The sequence below is a fragment of the Thermus brockianus genome (assembly GCF_001880325.1).
Lineage (GTDB): Bacteria > Deinococcota > Deinococci > Deinococcales > Thermaceae > Thermus > Thermus brockianus.
Genome location: NZ_CP016312.1, coordinates 1,270,259 through 1,289,603 on the forward strand (window position 1 = coordinate 1,270,259; position 19,345 = coordinate 1,289,603).

General features: G+C 66.4%; 20 protein-coding genes and 1 pseudogene. 12 read left to right on the plus strand and 9 right to left on the minus strand.

The window, feature by feature from the left end; translation table 11 throughout:
- Positions 1-1,115 precede the first annotated feature (1,115 nt).
- Genes A0O31_RS06760 through A0O31_RS06775 form a run of 4 tightly spaced genes read right to left on the minus strand, consistent with a single transcriptional unit; the run spans position 1,116 to position 3,831 of the window.
- Entirely contained in the window at positions 1,116-1,577 is a 462-nt protein-coding gene (locus A0O31_RS06760; protein ID WP_071677207.1) for a type II secretion system protein, read from the minus strand.
- Positions 1,578-1,587: 10 nt separating this feature from the next.
- A complete protein-coding gene (locus A0O31_RS06765) occupies positions 1,588-1,995 on the minus strand; it encodes a type II secretion system protein (RefSeq protein ID WP_237259039.1) in 408 nt (135 codons plus the stop codon).
- A 5-nt stretch (positions 1,996-2,000) separates the two neighbouring features.
- Positions 2,001-3,434: an O-antigen ligase family protein gene (locus A0O31_RS06770; protein WP_071677209.1), complete on the minus strand. Its 1,434-nt coding sequence runs from the start codon at positions 3,432-3,434 to the stop codon at positions 2,001-2,003.
- Between the two features lie 4 nt (positions 3,435-3,438).
- Entirely contained in the window at positions 3,439-3,831 is a 393-nt protein-coding gene (locus A0O31_RS06775; protein ID WP_071677210.1) for a type II secretion system protein, read from the minus strand.
- Positions 3,832-3,983: 152 nt separating this feature from the next.
- Between A0O31_RS06775 and A0O31_RS06780 the strand changes: the two genes are divergently transcribed.
- Positions 3,984-5,111 carry a VanW family protein gene (locus A0O31_RS06780; protein ID WP_071677211.1) on the plus strand — a complete coding sequence of 376 codons (1,128 nt, stop codon included), beginning with the start codon at positions 3,984-3,986 and terminating at the stop codon, positions 5,109-5,111.
- Here the strand turns inward: A0O31_RS06780 and A0O31_RS06785 are convergent.
- From A0O31_RS06785 to A0O31_RS06800, 4 genes are read right to left on the minus strand one after another with little or no spacing between them, the layout of a single operon-like run.
- A complete protein-coding gene (locus tag A0O31_RS06785) occupies positions 5,053-5,313 on the minus strand; it encodes a hypothetical protein (protein ID WP_071677212.1) in 261 nt (86 codons plus the stop codon). The genes A0O31_RS06780 and A0O31_RS06785 overlap by 59 nt on opposite strands.
- Positions 5,313-7,784, minus strand: a complete 2,472-nt coding sequence (gene topA / locus A0O31_RS06790; RefSeq protein ID WP_071677213.1) for a type I DNA topoisomerase — start codon at positions 7,782-7,784, stop codon at positions 5,313-5,315. The genes A0O31_RS06785 and topA overlap by 1 nt, the downstream gene beginning before the upstream one ends.
- Positions 7,785-7,817: 33 nt before the next feature.
- Positions 7,818-9,146: an acetyl-CoA hydrolase/transferase family protein gene (locus tag A0O31_RS06795; protein ID WP_071677214.1), complete on the minus strand. Its 1,329-nt coding sequence runs from the start codon at positions 9,144-9,146 to the stop codon at positions 7,818-7,820.
- Complete coding sequence (locus A0O31_RS06800) at positions 9,143-10,204, minus strand: alanine dehydrogenase (protein ID WP_071677215.1); 1,062 nt, start codon at positions 10,202-10,204, stop codon at positions 9,143-9,145. The genes A0O31_RS06795 and A0O31_RS06800 overlap by 4 nt, the downstream gene beginning before the upstream one ends.
- An 87-nt stretch (positions 10,205-10,291) precedes the next feature.
- On the opposite strand from A0O31_RS06800, the pseudogene A0O31_RS06805 reads away from it, so the two are divergent.
- The 11 genes and pseudogenes from A0O31_RS06805 (at position 10,292) to A0O31_RS06855 (ending at position 18,706) form a co-directional block, all read left to right on the plus strand.
- Positions 10,292-10,767: pseudogene (locus tag A0O31_RS06805) on the plus strand (DUF456 domain-containing protein).
- 4 nt (positions 10,768-10,771) lie between these two features.
- Entirely contained in the window at positions 10,772-11,017 is a 246-nt protein-coding gene (locus tag A0O31_RS06810) for a glutaredoxin family protein (RefSeq protein ID WP_152024410.1), read from the plus strand.
- Positions 11,018-11,032: 15 nt separating this feature from the next.
- Positions 11,033-11,866: a prolipoprotein diacylglyceryl transferase gene (lgt, locus tag A0O31_RS06815; RefSeq protein WP_152024457.1), complete on the plus strand. Its 834-nt coding sequence runs from the start codon at positions 11,033-11,035 to the stop codon at positions 11,864-11,866.
- Between the two features lie 9 nt (positions 11,867-11,875).
- Positions 11,876-13,237, plus strand: coding sequence for a bifunctional UDP-N-acetylglucosamine diphosphorylase/glucosamine-1-phosphate N-acetyltransferase GlmU (gene glmU, locus A0O31_RS06820; protein ID WP_071677217.1), 1,362 nt, complete (start codon positions 11,876-11,878; stop codon positions 13,235-13,237).
- A gap of 41 nt (positions 13,238-13,278) precedes the next feature.
- Positions 13,279-13,524, plus strand: coding sequence for a TatA/E family twin arginine-targeting protein translocase (locus A0O31_RS06825; protein WP_071677218.1), 246 nt, complete (start codon positions 13,279-13,281; stop codon positions 13,522-13,524).
- A complete protein-coding gene (gene tatC, locus A0O31_RS06830) occupies positions 13,521-14,264 on the plus strand; it encodes a twin-arginine translocase subunit TatC (RefSeq protein ID WP_071677219.1) in 744 nt (247 codons plus the stop codon). The genes A0O31_RS06825 and tatC overlap by 4 nt, the downstream gene beginning before the upstream one ends.
- Before the next feature lie 33 nt (positions 14,265-14,297).
- Positions 14,298-15,365 (plus strand): bifunctional 3-deoxy-7-phosphoheptulonate synthase/chorismate mutase, encoded by a 1,068-nt coding sequence (locus A0O31_RS06835; RefSeq protein WP_071677220.1) that lies wholly within the window; start codon positions 14,298-14,300, stop codon positions 15,363-15,365.
- Complete coding sequence (locus tag A0O31_RS06840; RefSeq protein WP_071677221.1) at positions 15,365-16,309, plus strand: 4Fe-4S binding protein; 945 nt, start codon at positions 15,365-15,367, stop codon at positions 16,307-16,309. The genes A0O31_RS06835 and A0O31_RS06840 overlap by 1 nt, the downstream gene beginning before the upstream one ends.
- 24 nt (positions 16,310-16,333) lie before the next feature.
- A complete protein-coding gene (locus A0O31_RS06845; RefSeq protein ID WP_071677222.1) occupies positions 16,334-17,971 on the plus strand; it encodes an FAD-binding dehydrogenase in 1,638 nt (545 codons plus the stop codon).
- Positions 17,972-17,975: 4 nt separating this feature from the next.
- On the plus strand, positions 17,976-18,368 hold the full coding sequence (gene mce / locus A0O31_RS06850) for a methylmalonyl-CoA epimerase (protein ID WP_071677223.1): 393 nt from the start codon (positions 17,976-17,978) through the stop codon (positions 18,366-18,368).
- Positions 18,368-18,706, plus strand: a complete 339-nt coding sequence (locus A0O31_RS06855) for a VanZ family protein (RefSeq protein ID WP_071677224.1) — start codon at positions 18,368-18,370, stop codon at positions 18,704-18,706. Before mce ends, A0O31_RS06855 begins: the two co-directional genes overlap by 1 nt.
- Here A0O31_RS06855 and A0O31_RS06860 read toward each other — a convergent pair.
- Entirely contained in the window at positions 18,660-19,343 is a 684-nt protein-coding gene (locus tag A0O31_RS06860; protein WP_071677225.1) for an SDR family NAD(P)-dependent oxidoreductase, read from the minus strand. The genes A0O31_RS06855 and A0O31_RS06860 overlap by 47 nt on opposite strands.
- Positions 19,344-19,345 lie beyond the last annotated feature (2 nt).

Below are 19,345 nucleotides of genomic sequence, written 5' to 3' on the forward strand. Positions count from 1 at the left end.
GCAGGCGGAGGGTAAAGGTGTAGGTTGTGTTCCGCGAGAAGTTCCTGGAAAATTGCAAGCGGATTTGGGTAGAGGTGAGTAAGGAAAGGGGCAAGGCGAAGCTAGTGAACCCGCTTCCTGAGGCATAGGTTCCGGTGTAGTGGATCAGGAGTAGAGGGGCCACTTGCCGGATCTCTCGCAGCCGTTGGTTTGCAGGGGCCTGGGGGGACCAGCTTAGGGAAAAGGCGGTGTAAGTGTTGCCTGTGGAAGGCAAGGTGAAGACGACCTGTCTGCGGTTTCCACCAGGGGCGCAGCTTCCTGCTAGAGGGGGAGGGCTCGAGGGGGAGACCGCCACCTGGGTTGCTTCGGCCAAAAGTTGGGTGCCGTCATACACCTTTATCGTGCTGATAACCCGCGAGATGCCGGAAAGCGTTTCGTTCCTCAAGCTTTGGCAGACTTGATAGGTCTTGCTCCCCAAGGTGAGGCTCTGCGTGGTAGGACAGCTGGGGAAAGAGGACCCTTCTTCCAGAAGGGTTTCTGCTACGAAAAGCCCCTCCTGCGAGGCTTGGGTAGCTCCGCCGCTGCGGATTGCGGAGGATAGAGCGTTTACCACCAGAATGAGGACAGAGGTGAGGAGTAACGCTATGGCGGCTTCAAGCAGGCTAAAGCCCTTGGGGTTCACGGGCCCACCTCCCATTCCTCTACCACGTCGTCCGTGGCGTTATAGACCGCCCTCACCCGTGCTATGGCGCCATCGCTTTCGCCCACGGCGCTGATGGTGAAACGCCTTTTGCCTCCGGAGATGGTTTGAGCGATAGCGCAACTCACCCCCCCCAGGCTCCCCGTGCTGTAACAGTATCTTCCCACGAAGTCTCCGGAGTTGGAGGTGCAGGGGGAAGAGGTTTGGCACACCAACACGGGTTGAGGGGCGTAGGTGGGGTTGGTGGGGTTTGCTTGGATGAAGGCGATGGCTTCCCAGGCGCCTGCTTCCGCCAGGTAAAGGGCCTGCAAGGCTGCTTGAGACTTGAGGGTTCTTTCCGCATTAAGACGAGCCAGCAGGGAATAGGGGAGGACGAGGATACCCAAAAACGCTAAAATCAAGGCCACCAGCAAGAGGAGATAACCCCTTACCCCCATCAGAACTCCCCCTGGCAATAGGCGCTTATCCCGGAGGTGTAAGGGCGGAACACCACGATGCGGGCCTCCGGTTGGGTGGCGGGGTCCCCCGCTTCGGCCAGCTGGCCGAAGGGGTTATACCCGTCCATGCAGTACTCCCGCCCCGGCCGGTGGCGGAGGATGATTTGGTAGTTGTAGGGGCCATAAGGGTTCCGTTTCAGGAAAGGGGCTTCCCAGGTGTCCTTCTTGTAGGGCGACTCCAGCGCATCCCAGACCTCATCCAGGCCCGGGGGACGCCCAAGCTTGACGGTGAGAATGCGCACGGTGGAATTCAGGGCCATGAGGGTCTGGCGCGCCGCTGCCTTTTCGGCCTCCTGGGATAGGTCTACAAATCTGGGGACGGCGATGGCGGCGAGAATTCCCAAAAGGACCACCACTAGGGCGAGCTCTATCAGGGTAAAGCCGCGGCCTTTGGCCCGCATGTCTTCTTCCTCACTCTATCGTATCTGAATGCCCCCGAAGGCAGCGGATGGGCACGGTAACCGTGGTGGAGCTAACGGCAATCAAGTACACCGTACAGGCCGCGTCCGCATACAGGTGGGCCAGGCGTTCTCCGGCGTTGCAGGTGGCGTTTTGGTTGTGGTCCCAGTAGGCCACGGTGCTTCCCGAGGGGCAAGAGGAGGAAAGCCTAAGATCTTGGGGGTTTCCTAAAAGGGCTTTCAGCTGGTTCCAGGTGGGTACGGCTTGGTTTTGGGCAATGAAGATGGCGTAGGCGGAGCGGAGGTTTCTTAGGACCTCCTGTTGCTGGGCCTTCCGAGCCTCGGTTTGGAGGTCTAGGTAGCGGGGTACGGCCACGGTGGCGAGGATGCCTACCATCAGGAGGACGACCGCAAGCTCCACTAGGGTCAAGCCTCTTGCCATACCTCGTTCCGGACCCAGGATGCGCCCAAGGCAAGCAGGGCGATCGGGGTGACGTGGACGCTATCGTACCAGGTGAGCCCGTAGAGGATATAGCCCACCAGGACGAGGACCCATGGCAGTTTCTCCCAGGTGGCCTGGCCGAGGGTGAGGCCGAGCCATAGGAGGTAGGCGAGACCCCCTAGAACGCCTACCGACAAGAGGAGGTCCAGGACCCAGTTGTGCGCTTTGGCGTAGGGGGAGGGGGCGAGGAGGCGAAGGCCTTTGGCGTCTTCCAGGTAAATAAGGCGGTCCTCGCCTTGAATGACCTGCACAGGGGGTGTAAGGGCAATGGGCACTCGGCTTTTCTCCTTGCCGTTCCAGTCTACGACGTAGGGGTAAGCCCGAGCGAAGCCATCAAAACCCCAACCCAAAAGGGGCCTTAGGGGAAGTGCTGCCAGCGCTTTTTGCCATAGCTCCAGCCGACCCGAGCTGTAGGCGTTGGCTTCGGTGAAGCCTGCGCCTAACTCGGGGAGAACCCTTCGGAATTCTGCCAGTTGGAGGTGGGCTAATCCCCAGTAAGCCCCGAAAGTAAGGGCTCCAATGGTCAGAAGTTTCCAAACCCCTTGGGTTTGCTTGTAGCGTGCCCCAAAGAGCCCTAGGGACAAGAGGGGTATCCACAGGGCGAGCCATCCGCCGCGGGTTTGCGTGAGCCAGAGGGCAAGGCTTCCCAAGGCAAAGAGGAAGAGAAGCTTTGGGTTTGGCCGAGAGAGGTATTGGCCGGCGAGGAAAAGTCCGAGCAAGGCGAGAACCCCGGCGGCGTGCCCTCGGTGGGAGGTAAGGCCGATGGGCATCTGTCCTCCGTGCACCCCGGAAGCGGTGGCCTCAGGGTTTTCTTGGCACTGGCTTTTGGCCACATCAAAACAGCGCACGTAGGTTTGGCCCTGGGTTTGCGTGTAGTCCAGCTTCCAGTTCACGACCTGGGGCAATACCGCCAGGGCATGGAGGGCTAGGCCCAGAAAGAGCGCGGCGGCGAACCGCTTAGGGGAAACAAGACCGGTTTCTAGAGCCAAGTAGACCGCCCAAGCGAAGGCCACCCCTAAGGCCCAAAACCGTAACCCGTCTCCCACGCTGGGATACCCGGTAAAGCTCCAGATGGGTTGGGGTGAAAGGACCGTGGCGGCGATACCGGAAAGGAGAAAACCTAGGGAAGCAAGGAGGGCCAGAAACGGCTTTCCCAGATGGGTTGGGCCGCTTTTTCGGGTAAGCACCCCGAGGAGCGCTAAGAGGACAAAAGCCGTCATTCCGGCTTCTCGGGGAGCGTTCCAGATCTCCGCATGTCCCTGGCCGGAGGGGTTAATGGCGGTGAGGGCGGCAAGCAGGCTAAGCAAAAGAACCCCCTCGAGGAGGGTAGGCCTCGAGGGGGAAGGGGCCAAGGTCATTTCCTCACTTGAAGCGTAGGTTCACCTTTAAGGGAGTACCGCTATGATGGGTTTTTGCCCCACTAGCGTAGATGGATATGTCAGCGTTACCCGCAGGGGGGTTCGGGGCGCTGCACTCGATGGTCACGTTGCCTTGAAGGGTAACCTGGGACGAAGCGCTGTTGATGTTTACTCCCTCCAGCCCGTTAAGAACGTCTGCGCAGGTGTCGGGATAGTCCTTGTTTTGGGCCACATAAATGGCGTAAGCGGAGCGGATGGAGCTCGCAGTAGCTTGGACAGCCGCATCCTTGGCATCCCCGGACAGGTCCACAAACCGCGGCACGGCGATGGCCACCAGGATGCCGATGATGACAATGACGATAGCAAGCTCTATGAGCGTGAAGCCTTTTGCCCTCATCTCTGCCACCTCCCTTACAGGTCCCAGTATGGGCGTGGCGTGTGAAAACGGTGTGAAAGCTGGGACCTAGGCCGGAGATTACCACGTGGACGCTAGGGGTGCAAGGGGCACCTTTCACAGGCCTTTCACCATGGGCGTGCTACCCTTGGGGCATGCGCCGGGGCCTTTGGCTTCTCCTCCTTCTCGGGTTTGGCGTGGCCTGGGGGCAGGGAGCCCCCTTAGAGGCGCTTTTGGTTTTGGAGGAGGAGGTTATAGAGGAGGGGAGGCTTGTGGCCTACACGGGGGTCCAGCGTTACCCCGTGGCCTCGGAGGCGGAGCTAAAGGCCCTCCTAAAGCGCCTCGCCCGCCCACCCCGCCCGCCCCGTTTCGTCTACCAGGAGGGGCGGTGGCGGGGGGTGGAGAAGAAGGGGCTCGCCTTTGACGAGGCCCTGGCCCTAGAGGCTTACCGGGAGTCCTTGGCCCAAGGGAAGCGAAACTTCCGGCTTCCCGTGCGCTATACCCCACCAAGCCCAAGCCTAAGGGACCTCTACGCCCTGGGGGTGCGGGAGCACCTGGCCACGGGGGAGACGGACTTTAGGGGCTCCAGCCGGGAGCGGGCCCATAACCTCCTTCTCGCCTCGGCCAAGCTGGATGGCCTCCTCCTCCCCCCGGGGGCTTTCTCCTTCAACCGGGCCCTCGGGCCCATTACGGAGGAGGAAGGGTATAAGGAAGCCTTCGTCATCGTGGGGGAGCGCACGGAACAGGGGGTAGGGGGCGGGGTGTGCCAGGTGTCCACCACCCTTTTCCGCGCCTTTTTCTTCGCCGGGCTTCCCATCCTGGAGCGCCACGCCCACAGCTACCAGGTGGCCTACTACAAACCCCCGGGCCTGGATGCGGCGGTCATCCAGCCCTACAAGGACCTGAAGGCCCTAAACGACACCCCGGGCCACATCCTGGTGCAGCGCTCCGTGGTGGGCACCAAGCTCCGCTTCCACCTTTTCGGGACCAAGGACCGGGAGGTGGCCTGGGAAGGTCCTTTCCTCAGCGAGCGCAAGCCGCCCCTTCCCCCGAAGGAAATCCCCGACCCCTCCCTGCCCCCGGGCGTGCGCAAGCAGGTGGACTTCGCCGCCGAAGGGGCCCGGGTGGAGGTGCGCCGGAGGGTGCGCTACGCCGACGGCCGGGTGCGGGAAGACCGCTTGGTGAGCGTCTACCGCCCCTGGGGGGCGGTCTATCGGGTGGGACCTAGCCCCACTCCAAAAGCACCGCCCGCTCCACCGGCAGGAGGCGGTGGGGCTCCGTGACCCGGGCGGCCTCCCCCTTCCTCAGGTGCAGGTAGCGCCCCTCGGGGAGGTCTATGACCAGTTCCCCTTCCAAGAGGAGGTAAAAGGCGGTGCCTTGGCGCTCCTCCGCCTCGAGGAGGGGGTAGGCCTTTAGGGAGGTACCCGGCACCTCCACCCTTTCCGCCCGGGCCAGGCGCAGGAGGTGGAGCTTGTAGCTTTCCATCAGGCGGGGGCCACCTCCTTCTTGGCCCGGCCCTTTTGCATCCGGAGCTTGAAGAGGGCCCGCTTGGCCAAGGTGGCTTCCTCTGCAGCAAGCTTCTTCCCCTGGGCCAAGGCCTCCAGCGCTTGGCGTTCTTCCTCTTTCAGGCTCGGGAGAAAGGCCCTTAGGGCCTCAAAGTCCTGGGGGAGCTTAGGGGGGCTTGGGGCCTTGCCCTTGCCCTTGGCGGGGCCTGGGGTTTTGGGGGCGGGAAGGAGCTTGGGGTCGTGGGCCGGGCAGCTTGGGTTGATGCAGGCACCCTCTCCCTTTTTCACCAGGGGCCAGCTGCAACTTGGGCAGGTTTGGTCCAGGAGGGGGTAGAAGGAGAGGAAGTCGCAGGTGTTCTCCTCGCACTTGTAGTAGGGCTTGCCCCGCTTGCTCCTCTTTTCCAGTACCCGGCCGCCGCACTTGGGGCAGGTGTGCCCCGTGGGGCGGCCATCGTCCCGGGTGTAGTCGCACGCCGGGTAGCCGGAGCAGGCGATGAAGCTCCCGTAGCGGCCTTCTTTACGCAAGAGGGGTTTGCCGCACTTGGGGCAGGCTTCCCCGATGGGCTCCGCCTCCCGTTTTTCCAGGGGCTCGGTGTAGGTGCACGCCGGGTAGCCGGTGCAGCCCAAGAACTGCCCGTAGCGGCTCACCTTGAGCTCCAGGGGACGGCCGCACCGGGGGCAGGTCTTCTTGGGCACCTGGGCGAGCTCCCCCAAGAAGGGCTCGTAAAACTCCCAGACCACCTGGGGCCAAGGGGCCTTGCCCTCCTCCACCTCGTCCAGGCGGTCTTCCATGCGGGCGGTGAACTCGTAGGCCACCACCTGGGGGAAGCGTTCCTTGAGGTAGTGGGTCACCTCCCGGCCCAGGGGGGTGGGGAGGAGGGTGCGCCCCCTGCGCTCCACGTACCCCCGTTTTTCCAAGGTTTCCAGGGTGGGGGCGTAGGTGGAGGGGCGGCCGATGCCCAGCTCTTCCATGGTCTTCACCAGGCTGGCGTCCGTGTAGCGGGGCGGGGGCTCGGTGAAGCGCTCCTCGGGGGTGATTTCCAAAAGCTTTGCCGGGGCCCCTTCCGGCACCGCGGGCACCGGGGGCTCCTCCTCCTCTTCCTCCTTGCCCCAGGCCTTCAGGTAGCCTTCAAACTTGAGCACCGAGCCCGAGGCGCGGAAGAGGAGGCGGGGGGTTCCTTCCCCCTCGAGGACCACCGCCGTCTGCTCGTAGAGGGCGTCCTTCATCTGGCTCGCCAGAAACCGCCGCCAGATGAGGTCGTAGAGGCGGTACTCCTCCTCGGAGAGGTACGGGCGGACGCTTTCCGGGGTGCGCCTCGGGTCGGTGGGGCGGATGGCCTCGTGGGCGTCCTGCACCCCTTCCTTGCGGTTTTTGTAGAACCTGGGGGCTTCAGGCACGAAGTTCGGCCCAAAGCGTTCGGCGATGACCTCCCGGACTAGGGCCAGGGCCTCGGGGGATACGCGCACCGAGTCCGTGCGCATGTAGGTGATGAGGCCCACGGTGCCCTCGGGGAGGTCCACCCCCTCGTAGAGGCGCTGGGCGATGCGCATGGTCCGGCTTGCGGTGTAGCCTAGGCGGCTGCTTGCGGCTTGCTGGAGGGTGGAGGTGGTGAAGGGGGGGGGAGGAGCCTTGCGCCTTTCCTTCACCTCCACCCGGGCCACCCGGTAGGGGCGCTTCCGGGCCTCCTCCGCCAGGGCCTTGGCCTCGGCCTCCGTCTTGAGGTGGAGCTTTCCCTCCTTCTCCCCTTGCCCCGTCCAAAGGCGCTTTCCGTCCACCTCGTGGAGGAGGGCGGGGAAGGCCTTCCCTTCCGCCTGGAAGAGGCCCTTTAGGAGCCAGTACCCTTCTTTTTGGAAGGCCTCTATTTCCTCCTCGCGCTCCACCACGAGCCTCAGGGCCACGCTCTGCACCCGGCCGGCGGAGAGGGCCCGCTTGCGGAACTCCAGGGAGAGGAGGGGGGAGAGGTTGTAGCCGAGGAGCCGGTCCAAGACCCGGCGGGCCTGCTGGGCGTCCACCAGGTTCTGGTCAATGGGGCGGGGGTTTTCCACCGCCTGGCGCACCACCTTGGGGGTGATCTCGTGGAATTCCACCCGGATGGGCTCCTTGGGGTCGCGGTCCAAAAGCCTCGCCACGTGCCAGCCGATGGCCTCCCCTTCCCGGTCAGGGTCGGTGGCGATGAGGAGGCGCTTGCCTTGGGCCGCCCGCTTGAGCTCCTCCACCACGGCTTTCTTATCCTTCTTCACCTCGTAGGTGGGGGCGAAGCCCCGTTCCACGTCCACCCCCAGCTCCCGCTCGGGGAGGTCGGCCACGTGGCCGCGGCTCGCCCGCACCTCGTAGGCGGGGCCCAGCATCTTCTGGATGCTTTTGGCCTTGGCGGGGGACTCCACCACCACCAAGGTGGTGGCCCCGCCCTTGGCCGGTGCGCTGGTCCCTTGCGTGGGCTTCTTCGGCATCGCCCCCTATTTAGGGGGGTGGGGGCGGGGTTGTCAAGAGCTGGGCCCGCTTTTGCCCTTCAGGTCGGCGCCGGGGTAGCTTCGGGGAAGGAGCTTCCTCTCCCAGGCGGCCCGGGTGAGCTCCTCCCGGAAGTCGGGGTGGGCGACCTCTATGAGGGCCTTGGCCCTTTCCCTTAGGGAGCGGCCGAAAAGCTCGGCGATGCCCCACTCCGTCACCACGTAGTGCACGTCGGCCCGGGTGGTCACCACCCCCGCCCCTGGCCGCAGGTAGGGGACGATGCGGCTATGCCCCTTGGCGGTGGAGGGGAGGGCGATGATGGGCTTGCCTCCTTCGCTCCTCGCCGCTCCCCGGATGAAATCCAGCTGGCCGCCGAAGCCCGAGTAGATGCGCGTGCCGATGGAGTCCGCCACCACCTGGCCCGTGAGGTCCACCTCAATGGCGGAGTTGATGGCCACCATCTTGCGGTTTTGCGCCACCACGAAGGGGTCGTTCACGTAGTCGGCGGGGTGGAGCTCAAAGAGGGGGTTGTCGTGGACGAAGCGGTAAAGCCTTTCCGAGCCCAGGACGAAGGTGCCGATGATTTTGCCCGGGTGGAGGGTCTTCTTGGCCCCAGTGATGAGGCCTTTTTCCAGGGCCTCGAGGACCCCATCGGAGATCATCTCCGTGTGGACCCCGAGATCCCGCCGCCCAGAAAGGCTCGCTAAGACGGCGTCCGGGATGGCCCCGATGCCCATCTGCAGGGTGGCCCCGTCCTCAATGAGGCTCGCCACGTGCTCCCCGATTTTGCGCTCCACCTCGCCGAAGCCCTCCCTTTTCAGCTCGGGCAGGGGCCAGTCCAGCTCCACGATGGCGGTGAGGCGGGACACGTGGACGAAGGTGTCCCCCAGGGTTCTCGGCATCCTAGGGTTCACCATGGCGATGACGATGGGGGCTGCCTCCACCGCCGCCTTGGTGGCGATGACCTCCACCCCCAAGGAGCAGAAGCCGTGCTCGTCCGGCGGGGATACCTGGATGATGGCGGCGTCCAGGGGCAGGATGCGCCTTTTGAAGAGCCAGGGCACCTGGTGGAGCATGATGGGCACGTAGTCCGCCCGGCCCTGGTTCACCGCCTCCCGGTCCGCCGGGCCCACGAAGAGGGAGCGGCGGCGGAAATGCCCCTCCATCTCGGGGCTAGCGAAGGGGTCTTCCCCCATCTGCAGGAGGTGGACGAGCTCCACCCCTTCCAGCTCGTCCTTGCGGGCGGCGAGGGCCTTGAGGAGGGGCGTGGGGGTGGCGGCGTTGCCGGAAACGAAGACCCGCATCCCCGAGCGGATGAGGGTCACGGCGTCCTCGGGGGAGGTGAGCTTCTTGCGGTAGCTCATTCTAGGTGGCCTCCTTTCTGGCCCAGGAGGAGGTAGGCCCCTTGGCGGAGGGCGGGGACCTTGAGGGGGTCGTCCTCCACCTGGCGCAGGAAGGGAAGGAGGGTGGCGGTGAGGGCGTGGCTCGCCGTGCGGGGCACCAGGGCGGGGACGTTGGGCAGGCAGAAGTGGGTGACGCCAAGCTCTTGGTAGATGCCCGGCCGGCTTGTTTCCGCCACGCCCCCTTGGTCAATGGCGAAGTCCAAAAGCACCGAGCCCCGGCGCATGCGGGCGAGGAGCTCCCGGGTGAGGAGCACGGGGGCCCTTTCCCCCGGCACGGCCACCGCCCCCACCAGGACGTCGGCGAAGGCCACGTACCGCTCCAGGCGGCTTTGGGTGATGAGGGCGGTGATGGCCCCAGGGGCCTCCCGGCTCGCCTCCTCCAGGGCGGGAAGCTCCTTGTCCAGGAGGTAGACGGAGGCCCCGGCCCCCAGGAAGGCCCGGGCCGCTGCCCGGCCCAGGGTGCCCGCTCCCAGGATGACCACGTCCGCCGGCGGGATGCCGGGGAGGCCGGAAAGGAGCATCCCCGGGCCCAAGGGGGCCTCGAGGAGCCTCCCCGCAATCTGCGGGGCCATGCGCCCGGCGATCTCGCTCATGGCCTTGAGGATGGGGCGCTTGGCGCCTTCCCCGATGAGCTCGTAGCCGATGGCGCTCAGGCCCTTTTCCGCCATGGCCTCTAGAAGGCCCGTTTCCGCCACCGCCAGGTGCAGGAAGCCCATGAGGGTGGCCCCGGGGCGCAGGAGGGCGATCTCCTCGAGGGTGGGCCGCCCCACCTTGAGCACCACCTCGCCCCGGCCAAAGGCCTCTTCCCGGCTCACCAGCTTGGCCCCCGCCTCCTCGTAGGCCTCGTCCGGGAAGCCCGCCCGTTCCCCGGCCCCCCGCTCCACAAAAACCCGGTGGCCTAGGGCGGAGAGCTCCCGCACCCCTTGGGGGGTAAGGGCCACCCGGCCTTCCCGCACCTCCTCCCCGAGGGGAGGGGGGATTTTTAGGCTTGCCCGTTCCTTGGGTAGGCCAAAGTCCATGCCCGCCTCCTACCCTTGAGCTTACGCCCTTAGGGGGTGGCGGATGTCCCTTGCCTTTCTCATCTCCCCTTACCCTAGGCTTGGGCCGTGGAGGCCTTGGCGGACTGGCTCTTTGTGGTCCTTTGGGTGGCGGGGGTTTTCCTCACCCTCCTTCCCTTCGTACCCGCCACCTTGGTCATCCTCTTCGCCGCCTTTTTGCACGAGCTCTTGGTCGGATTCCGGGAGCTTTCCCTTTGGCTTTGGCTCGGCCTCGGCGTCTTGGCCCTCCTCGCCATGACCCTGGATAACCTGGCGGCCCTCTGGGGCGCCAAGCGCTACGGGGCGGGCCGGGCGGGGCTATGGGGGGCTTTTTTGGGAGGCATCTTGGGCCTTTTCCTGGGGGTGGTGGGGGTCTTGGTCCTTCCCTTCCTCCTGGCCTGGCTTTTTGAGTACCTATCGGGCCGAAAGCCGGAGGAGGCCCTGAGGGCCGCCTGGGGCACCCTGGTGGGCCTCATGGGGGGGTGGTGGCCAAGGTCTTCCTCCACCTGGCCATGGGGCTTTGGGTGATTCGGGCCATCTTCTAGGGGTATGCTTGGGGGCATGGAGCTTGTCTTCGTCACCCGCGAGGGGTGCGGGCTTTGCGAGAAGGCGGAAAGGGCGCTTTGGACCTTAGGGGTGCCCTACGTCCGCCGGGATGTGGACCAAGACCCGGAGCTTTTTCGCCTCTACACCTTCCGGGTACCCGTCTTGCTCCTAGGGGATAGGGTCCTTTTGGAAGGGGCCTTCGGCGAACGGGAGCTAAGCGCCTTGGCGCAGGAACTTTTGGGAAGGTAAGCCGTGGACCCCACCCTGATCCAGATAGGCCCCTTGCGCATCCAGTGGTACGGCTTCCTCCTAACCCTCGCCATCTTTATCGGTTTTGAGCTGGCCAAGCGCCGCCTGAAGGCGTGGGGCCTGGATGCGGAGCGGTTTGAAACCGCGGCCTTTTGGGCGGTGGTGTGGGGCGTGGTGGGGGCAAGGCTCGGCTACGTCCTCACCTCCCCCGGCTATTTCTTACAAAACCCTGTGGAGGTCCTTTACATCTGGCACGGGGGGCTTTCCTTCCACGGGGCGGTTTTGGGCGGGGCCCTGGTTTTCCTCTACTACCACCGGAAGAAGGGCTACCCCCTTTGGCCCTACCTGGACGCCGCCACCCCCGGGGTGGCCTTGGGGATCATCGCCGGGCGGATCGGCAACCTCATGAACGGCTCGGACACCGTGGGCCGCCTCACCTCCTTGCCCATCGGCTTCACCTGGCCGGAGTGGGCCAAGGGGTTTCCCGGGATTTGCCCGGGGATTGACGACATTTCCCAGGTCTACCAGTGCGCCGAGCTCTTAAGGGGCCCGGTCCACCTCACCCAGGTCTACGGGGCCTTGGTGGGGGTCATCCTCCTGCCCCTTACCTTCTACTGGCTTCGGAAAAACCCCTTCCCCGGGTACGCCTTCTGGAACTTTCTCCTTTGGTATAGCGTCCTTCGCTCGGTCTTAGAAGAGCCCTTCCGCCTGAACCCCCTCTGGCTTCCCGTCTACCGCAACGACGAGCTGGGCATCGGCCTTTTCACCGCCACCCAGGTGGTGAGCCTGCCCCTCATCCTCCTTTCCCTCTACATGCTGAGGCGGTTCCGGAGGGCTTCCTCGGGGTAGCATAGCCTTATGCACGCCCACGTGATCCTGGCCGCAGGGCAGGGGACCCGGATGAAGTCCCGTTTGCCCAAGGTCCTGCATCCCCTTTTGGGCAAGCCCATGCTCCTTTACGCCGTGGAGACCGCCATGGCCTTAGGCCCGGAAAGGCTTGTGGTGGTGGTGGGCCACGGGGCGGAGGAGGTGGAGGCGGCCCTGGAAGGCTACCCGGTGGAGACGGTCCGCCAGGAAGCGCAGCTCGGCACCGCCCACGCCCTCTTGCAGGCGGAAGGCCCCCTTAGGGGTTTCCCGGGGCCTTTTTTGGTCACCCAGGGGGACACCCCCCTCCTTTCCCCCGAAACCCTCAAGGCCCTCTTGGCGGGGGTGGCGGAGGGGGCGGGAATGGCCCTCCTCACCGTGGAGCTGGAAAACCCCACGGGCTACGGCCGCATCCTAAGGGAAGGGGAGGAAGTCTTGGCCAATGTGGAGGAGAAGGACGCCTCGCCCGAGGTCCGGGCCATCCGGGAGGTGAACGCCGGGGCCTACGCCTTTGACGGCTTCCTCTTCCAGGCCCTAAAGGAGGTGAGAAACGAAAACGCCGCCCAGGAGTACTACCTGCCCGACCTCATCGCCATCTACCGGAGCCACGGCAAAAGGGTGGTGGCGGTAAAGGGCGTGGCGGAGGAGGCTTTGGGGGTGAACACCCGGGAGGAGCTGGCCCGGGTGGAGGGGGTGCTTCTTGGGCGGCTACGGGCGGAGTGGATGCGCCGGGGGGTGCGCATGCTCCTCCCCGAGACCATCTACCTGGAGCCCACGGTGGAGCTCGCCCCCGACGTGACCCTTTGGCCCGGGGTGGTGCTACGGGGCAACACCCGCATCGGCGAGGGGTGCGAGGTGGGGGCGTATGCCGTCCTCGAGGACACCACCTTGGAACCGGGGGCCAAGGTCCACGCCCACACCGTGGCCCAGGGGGCCCACCTCTTCCCCGGGGCCGATGCCGGCCCCTTCGCCCGCCTCCGCCCGGGGGCGGTGCTCAGGGAGGGCGCCCACGTGGGGAACTTCGTGGAGGTGAAGAGTAGCCTCCTCCAGCCCGGGGTCAAGGCGGGGCACCTCGCCTACCTGGGGGACGCCGAGGTGGGGGAGGGGACCAACGTGGGGGCGGGGGTCATCACCGCCAACTACGACGGCAAGCGCAAGCACAAGACCGTTATCGGCAAGAAGGCCTTCATCGGCTCCAATAGCGTCTTGGTGGCCCCGGTGCGGGTGGGGGATGGGGCCATGGTGGGGGCGGGGAGCGTCATCACCCACGACGTGCCCGAGGACGCCCTGGCCGTGGCCCGGGGGCGGCAGCGGAACCTGGAGGGCTACGCCAAGCGGAAGCGGGAGGAGGGCTAAGGCTTCAGTTCCCTTTCCGGCGGGGTGCTAAACTGGGGGTTATGAACCTGGGCATGCCGGAAATCCTGGTGATCCTGGTGGTGGCCCTCCTCATCTTTGGGCCCAAGAAGCTTCCCGAGCTCGGCCGCTCCTTGGGCCAGAGCATCCGGGAGTTCAAGCGGGGGGCGCAGGAGATCCGCGAGGAGCTGGAAAAGGCGGTGGACGTGAAGGAGGAGGTGAAGCCCAAGGTGGCGGAGCCTGCCCCGGCGGGGGCCTCCCCTGAGGCCAAGGAGGAGCCCAAGGCTTGAAAGAAGCCCCGTTGGTGGAACACCTGGAGGAGCTTAGGGCCCGGCTCCTCTGGTCCCTTTTGTCCTGGGCGGTGGGCACGGGGGTGGCCTGGACCTTCCGGGTGCAGCTTTTGGACTGGCTCAAACGCCCCCTGGACCTGGCGGCCCGGCAAAACGGCATCCAGGTCAACCTCATCGTTTTGGACATCACCGAGCCCTTTTTGGTGTCCTTGAAGGTGGCGGCCTTTGGCGGCCTGGTCCTGGCCCTCCCCTTCATCGTCTACCAGGTCTGGGCCTTCATCGCCCCCGGGCTCTACGAGCACGAGAAGCGCCTGGCGGGGCCCTTCCTCCTGGGGGCGGGGTTTAGCTTCGCCCTGGGGGCCCTTTTCGCCTACTACGGCTTTTTGCCCTTCGCCATCCCCTTCCTCCTGGGCTTCCTGGGGGACGTGGTCACCCCCCAGATCTCCATCGGCCGCTACATGGGCCAGGTGCTCATGATGATGACCGTCATGGGCCTGGTCTTTGAGATGCCGGTGGTGAGCTACCTTTTGGCCCGTTTGGGCCTCCTCACCTCCGCCTTCTTGGCCCGGAACTGGCGGGTGGCCGTGGTCCTCCTCCTCACCCTGGCGGCGGTCATCACCCCCACGGTGGACGTGGTTTCCCTGTCCATCGTCACCCTGCCCCTTCTCGTCCTCTACTGGGTTTCCGTCCTGGTGGCCCGCTTCGCCGAGCGGCAAAGGCCCAAGGAAGAGGCCGCTTGACACCTTAAGGGGCTTTGCCCCATAGAATAGCCCATGGACGAGCGCATCCTGGCCCTGCGCAAAGAGGTGGACCGGGTGAACCGGGAGTTGCTCCGCCTCCTTTCCGAGCGGGGGAGGCTGGTGCAGGAAATCGGCCGCATCCAGACGGAGCTGGGCCTTCCCCACTACGACCCCAAGCGGGAGGAGGAGATGCTTTCCTACCTCACGGCGGAAAACCCCGGCCCCTTCCCCAACGAAACCATCCGCAAGCTCTTTAAGGAGATCTTCCAGGCAAGCCTGGACCTGGAGGAGCGCCAGGACCAGAAGAAGTTCCTTTACTCCAAAAAGCACAAGCCCGAACCCACCAAGGTGCGGGTAAAGGACGTGGTCTTCGGGGAAAGGCCCCTCCTCATCGCCGGGCCCTGCTCCATTGAGTCCGAAACGCAGATGATGGAAACGGCCCGCTTCCTGGCGAGCCGGGGGGTTAGGGTGCTCCGGGGCGGGGCCTTCAAGCCCAGGACGAGCCCCTACGGTTTCCAGGGTTTGGGCCTCGAGGGCCTCAAGCTTGGCCGCAAGGCGGCGGATGCCTTCGGCATGGTCTTCGTCACCGAGGTCATGGACACCCGGGACGTGGAGGTGGTGGCGGAGTACGCCGACATTCTCCAAATCGGGGCCCGCAACATGCAGAACTTCGCCCTTCTCAAGGAGGTGGGCCGCGCGGGGAAGCCCGTCCTCCTCAAGCGGGGGCTTTCTGCCACCATGGAGGAGTGGTTCTACGCCGCCGAGTACATCCTTTCCCAGGGGAACGGGCAGGTGATCCTGGCGGAAAGGGGTATCCGCACCTTTGAGCGCTGGACCCGGAACACCCTGGACCTCTCCGCCGTGGCCTTGGCCAAGCAGGAAACCCACCTCCCCGTCATCGTGGACGTGACCCACGCTGCCGGGCGCACGGACCTCCTCGCCCCCTTGGCCCGGGCCGCCCTTGCCGTGGGGGCGGACGGGGTGCACGTGGAGGTGCACCCCAACCCCAAGGTGGCCCTCTCGGACAACCAACAGCAGATGGACTTCGCCCAGTTTGACCGCTTCCTGGAGGCCATCCAAGGCCTCCTCCTCGAGGGCTGATGGGCCTTTTGGACAACCTCCTCAACGCCTTCCTCAAGGCCACCGACCCGAGGCCCCGCTACACCGAGTCCCGGTGCCTCCTCTACAAGAACAGCGTGGGAGGGTGCGACCGCTGCTACCAGGCCTGTCCCAAGGGGGCGGTGCGCCTGGAGGGGTGGCGGGTGGAGCTGGACGAGGTCTTGTGCACGGGCTGCGGCCTCTGCACGGGGGTCTGCCCCGGCCTCGCCCTGGAGTACCCCTTGGGGGCCATCCAGGAGGCCCTGATCCGGGGGAAGGGGCAGCTTCGGTGCTCCAAGGCGGAGGGGAAGGGGGAGGAGGTCCTCTGCCTGGGCCGGCTCACCCCGGGGCTTCTCGCCGAGGCGGGAAGCCGCTTCGGCCGGGTGGTCCTTGCCCGGGGGGACTGCGCCCGCTGCCCTATCGGGGGGCCTGCGGTGCCCGAGCACCTGGAGGGGATGGCGGAGGAGGCCCGGCGCTACTTCCCCGTGGCGGTGGAGGTGGTGGAGGGGGAGCTTCCCGGGGAGAAGGTGGGGAGGCGGGAGCTTTTCCAGGCCCTTTTGGGAAGCGCCAAGCGCACCGCTGCCGACCTTGTCCCCGAGCTTCCCTTGCCCCAAGGGCCCGAGGAGGAAAAGGGCCTGCCGGCGGAGCTTCGCCTCCGCCGCCTCGCCGCCTCCCGGGCGGAGGCGGTGGCCTGGCCTGGGATCCGGGTGGAGGAGGGGTGCACCCTCTGCCCGGTCTGCACCAACGTCTGCCCCACGGGGGCGGTCTACCGGGTGCGGGAGGGGGAGGAGTACGTCCTAAGGCTTAGGGTGGAGGCCTGCACGGGGTGCGGGGCCTGCGTGGAGAGCTGCCCACCCCAGGTGATCCGCCTCGAGGCCGCCCCCAAGGAGGCCTTGGGAGGGGAGCGGGAGCTTTTCCGGGGCAAACCCCCTTGGTACGACCTTTGAACCGGGTATAATCCCCGCCAAGCTATGGATGCGGACGTGCTGGTGGTGGGCGGGGGGCTTGCCGGTTTGGTGGTGGCCACGGAGGTGGCGGCCAAGGGCAGGCGGGTTTTCCTCCTGGAGCAGGAGCCCTACCTGGGAGGGCAGGCCTACTGGTCCTTCGGGGGGCTTTTCCTGGTGGACTCCCCCGAGCAGCGGCGGCTCGGCATCCGGGACTCGGTGGAGCTCGCCTTCCAAGACTGGTTGGGCGCCGCCGGCTACCACCGGGAGGAGGACTACTTCGGCCAACTTTGGGCCCAGGCCTACCTGGGCTTCGCCGCCGGGGAGAAGCGGGCCTGGCTCGCCTCCTTGGGGGTGCGGTTTTTCCCGGTGGTGGGCTGGGCGGAAAGGGGCGGGGGCCTGGCCACGGGGCACGGCAACTCCGTGCCCCGCTTCCACATCGTCTGGGGCACGGGGCCGGGGCTTCTGGAGCCCTTTCTCCGCCGGGTGGAGGCTTTGTCCGCCGAGGGGCGCCTTCGGGTCTTCCTCCGCCACCGGGTGGAGGAGGTCCTGGTGGAAGGGGGGAGGGCGGTGGGGGTGGCGGGGGTGGTCCTGGAGGAGGACCCCAAGCCTCGAGGGGCGCCCACGAGCCGCAAGCCCCTAAGGGACTTCGCCTTCCGCGCCCAGGCGGTGGTCCTGGCCACGGGGGGGATGGGGGCCAACCTGGACCTGGTGCGCCGCCACTGGCCCGAGCGCATGGGGAAGCCCCCAAAGAGGATGCTCGTCGGCGTGCCCGACCACGTGGACGGCTCGGGCCTCTTCCTGGCCGAGCGGGCGGGGGCGCGCCTGGTCAACCTGGACCGCATGTGGCACTACCCCGAGGGGGTGGAGAACCACTCCCCCATCTGGACGGGCCACGGCATCCGCATCCTTCCCGGGCCCTCGGCCCTCTGGGTGGACGCCACGGGCAAGCGCCTTCCCCCGCCCCTCTTCCCCGGGTTTGACGCCTTGGAAACCCTGCGCCACCTGCGCCACACCGGTTTTGACTGGAGCTGGTTCATCCTGGACCTGCGCACCCTAAAGAAGGAGTTCGCCCTCTCGGGCTCCGAGCAGAACCCGGACCTTACCGGAAGGCGCTGGCTCCAGGTGCTTAAAAACCGCCTCCTGGGCCCCGCCGCCCCCGTGCGGGCCTTTTTGGAGCGGGGGAAGGACTTCCTCGTGGCGGACCACCTTTCAGACCTCCTGCGGAAGATGGATGCCCTGGCCCCTGGGGTTTTGGACCCCGTGCGCCTCGAGGCGGAGATCCGCGCCCGGGACCTGGAGCTCCTAAACCCCTTCGCCAAGGACGGCCAGGTCCTCGCCCTCCACGCCTTCCGCCGCTACCGGGGGGATCGGCTTTTCCGGGTGGCCAAGCCCGCCCCCTTCCTTTCGGGGAAGAGCCCCTTGGTGGCGGTGCGCCTTTGGACGCTTACCCGCAAGACCTTGGGGGGTATCCAGACCGATCTCAAGGGGCGGGCCTTGACACCCAGGGGCGAGCCCCTCCCCGGGCTTTTCGCCGTGGGGGAGGCGGCAGGGTTTGGGGGCGGGGGGTTCCACGGCTCCAAAGCCCTGGAGGGCACTTTCCTGGGGGGGTGCCTCTTCACGGGGCGCCAGACGGCGAAGGCGCTTCTGGAGGGGCTAGAATAGCCCCATGCGGCTTCACCACGTGGGCATCGCCGTGGAGGACCTGGAGGCGGCGAAGGCGCGCTACCTCCTTCTGGGCTACCGGGTGGTGGCGGCAGGGGAGGTCCCCGCCCAAGGGGTGCGGGTGGCCCTCCTGGAGGCCGAGGGAGAAACCCTTTTGGAGCTCCTCGCCCCCTTGGCCCCCGAGACGCCCGTGGGCCGTTTCCTCGCCAAGAGGGGGCCTGGCCTGCACCACCTGGCCTTCGCTACCCGGGACATGGAAGGGGAGCTCTCCCGCCTGAAGGCGGCGGGGGCGAGGCTGGTGGACGAGGTGCCTAGGCCCGGCTTTGGCGGGCACAGGGTGGCCTTCCTCCACCCCTCCTTTGGCCTTGGGGTCCTTTGGGAGCTGGTGGAGGCCTAGTGCGCCCCCTTTTCCTCCTCTTGGCCCTCCTCCACATGGGCCTCCTCTGGTGGCTTTCCGACCAGCCCCAGACCGGGCTTGGGATTCCCCACCCCTGGGACAAGGGGGCCCACTTCCTGGCCTACGCCCTCTTGGGCCTCCTGTTGCGTTTGGGCCTGGGGCGCTTTCCCTTGGCCTTCCTCCTGGGGGCGGCCTACGGGGGGGTGGACGAGTACCACCAAAGCCTGGTTCCCGGCCGGGAGGCCTTCGGCCTGGACCTGGTGGTGGACGCCTTGGGGGCTTTCGTTGGGGCTAAAGCGGGGGATAGATGGGAAGCTCCAAAAACCTCCCGCCCCTAGCGGAAGCGGCCCGCACGATGGCCTCTGCTATGAGCTCGGGGGCGATCCAGCGGCTTGGGTCCGCCTCGGGCATGGCCCGGCGGTTGGCCTCGGTGTCCAGGGTGCCCATGGGGTAGACCACGAGGAAGCGCACCCCCTCCACCTCCCCCTGGAGGGATTTCAGGAGGCTCGCCAGGGCAGTTTTGGCCATGGTGTAGAGGGCCCTGCCGGGACCCGCCCCCGTCCAGGCGGGGCCGGCGGCGATGGCGGCGAAGAAGCCCTCTCCCCGCTTTTCCATGTAGGGGAGGACGGCCCTTAGGAGGTTGTAGGTGGTGCGGAGGTTGAGGTCCAGCATCCAGTCGTAAAGCCCGGGGTCGGCGTCCAGAAAGCGCCCGGCGGCGAAGCCGCCCACGGTGTGCACCGCGCCATAGAGGGGGGCTTCCCGCTCCACGAAGCGGGCCAAGGCCTCGGCCTCCTCGAGGCGGGTGAGGTCGGCCACGAAGGTCCTGGCCCCCACGGCCTGGGCCCTTTCCGCCATGCGCTCAAGCCGGGGGTCGGAGAGGAAGAGCCTCGCCCCCGCCTGGTGCAGGGCGGGGATGAGCGTCCGGGCCAGGGCCCCGCCCGCTCCCGTGACCAAGAAGGCTTTTCCTTGGAGCATGG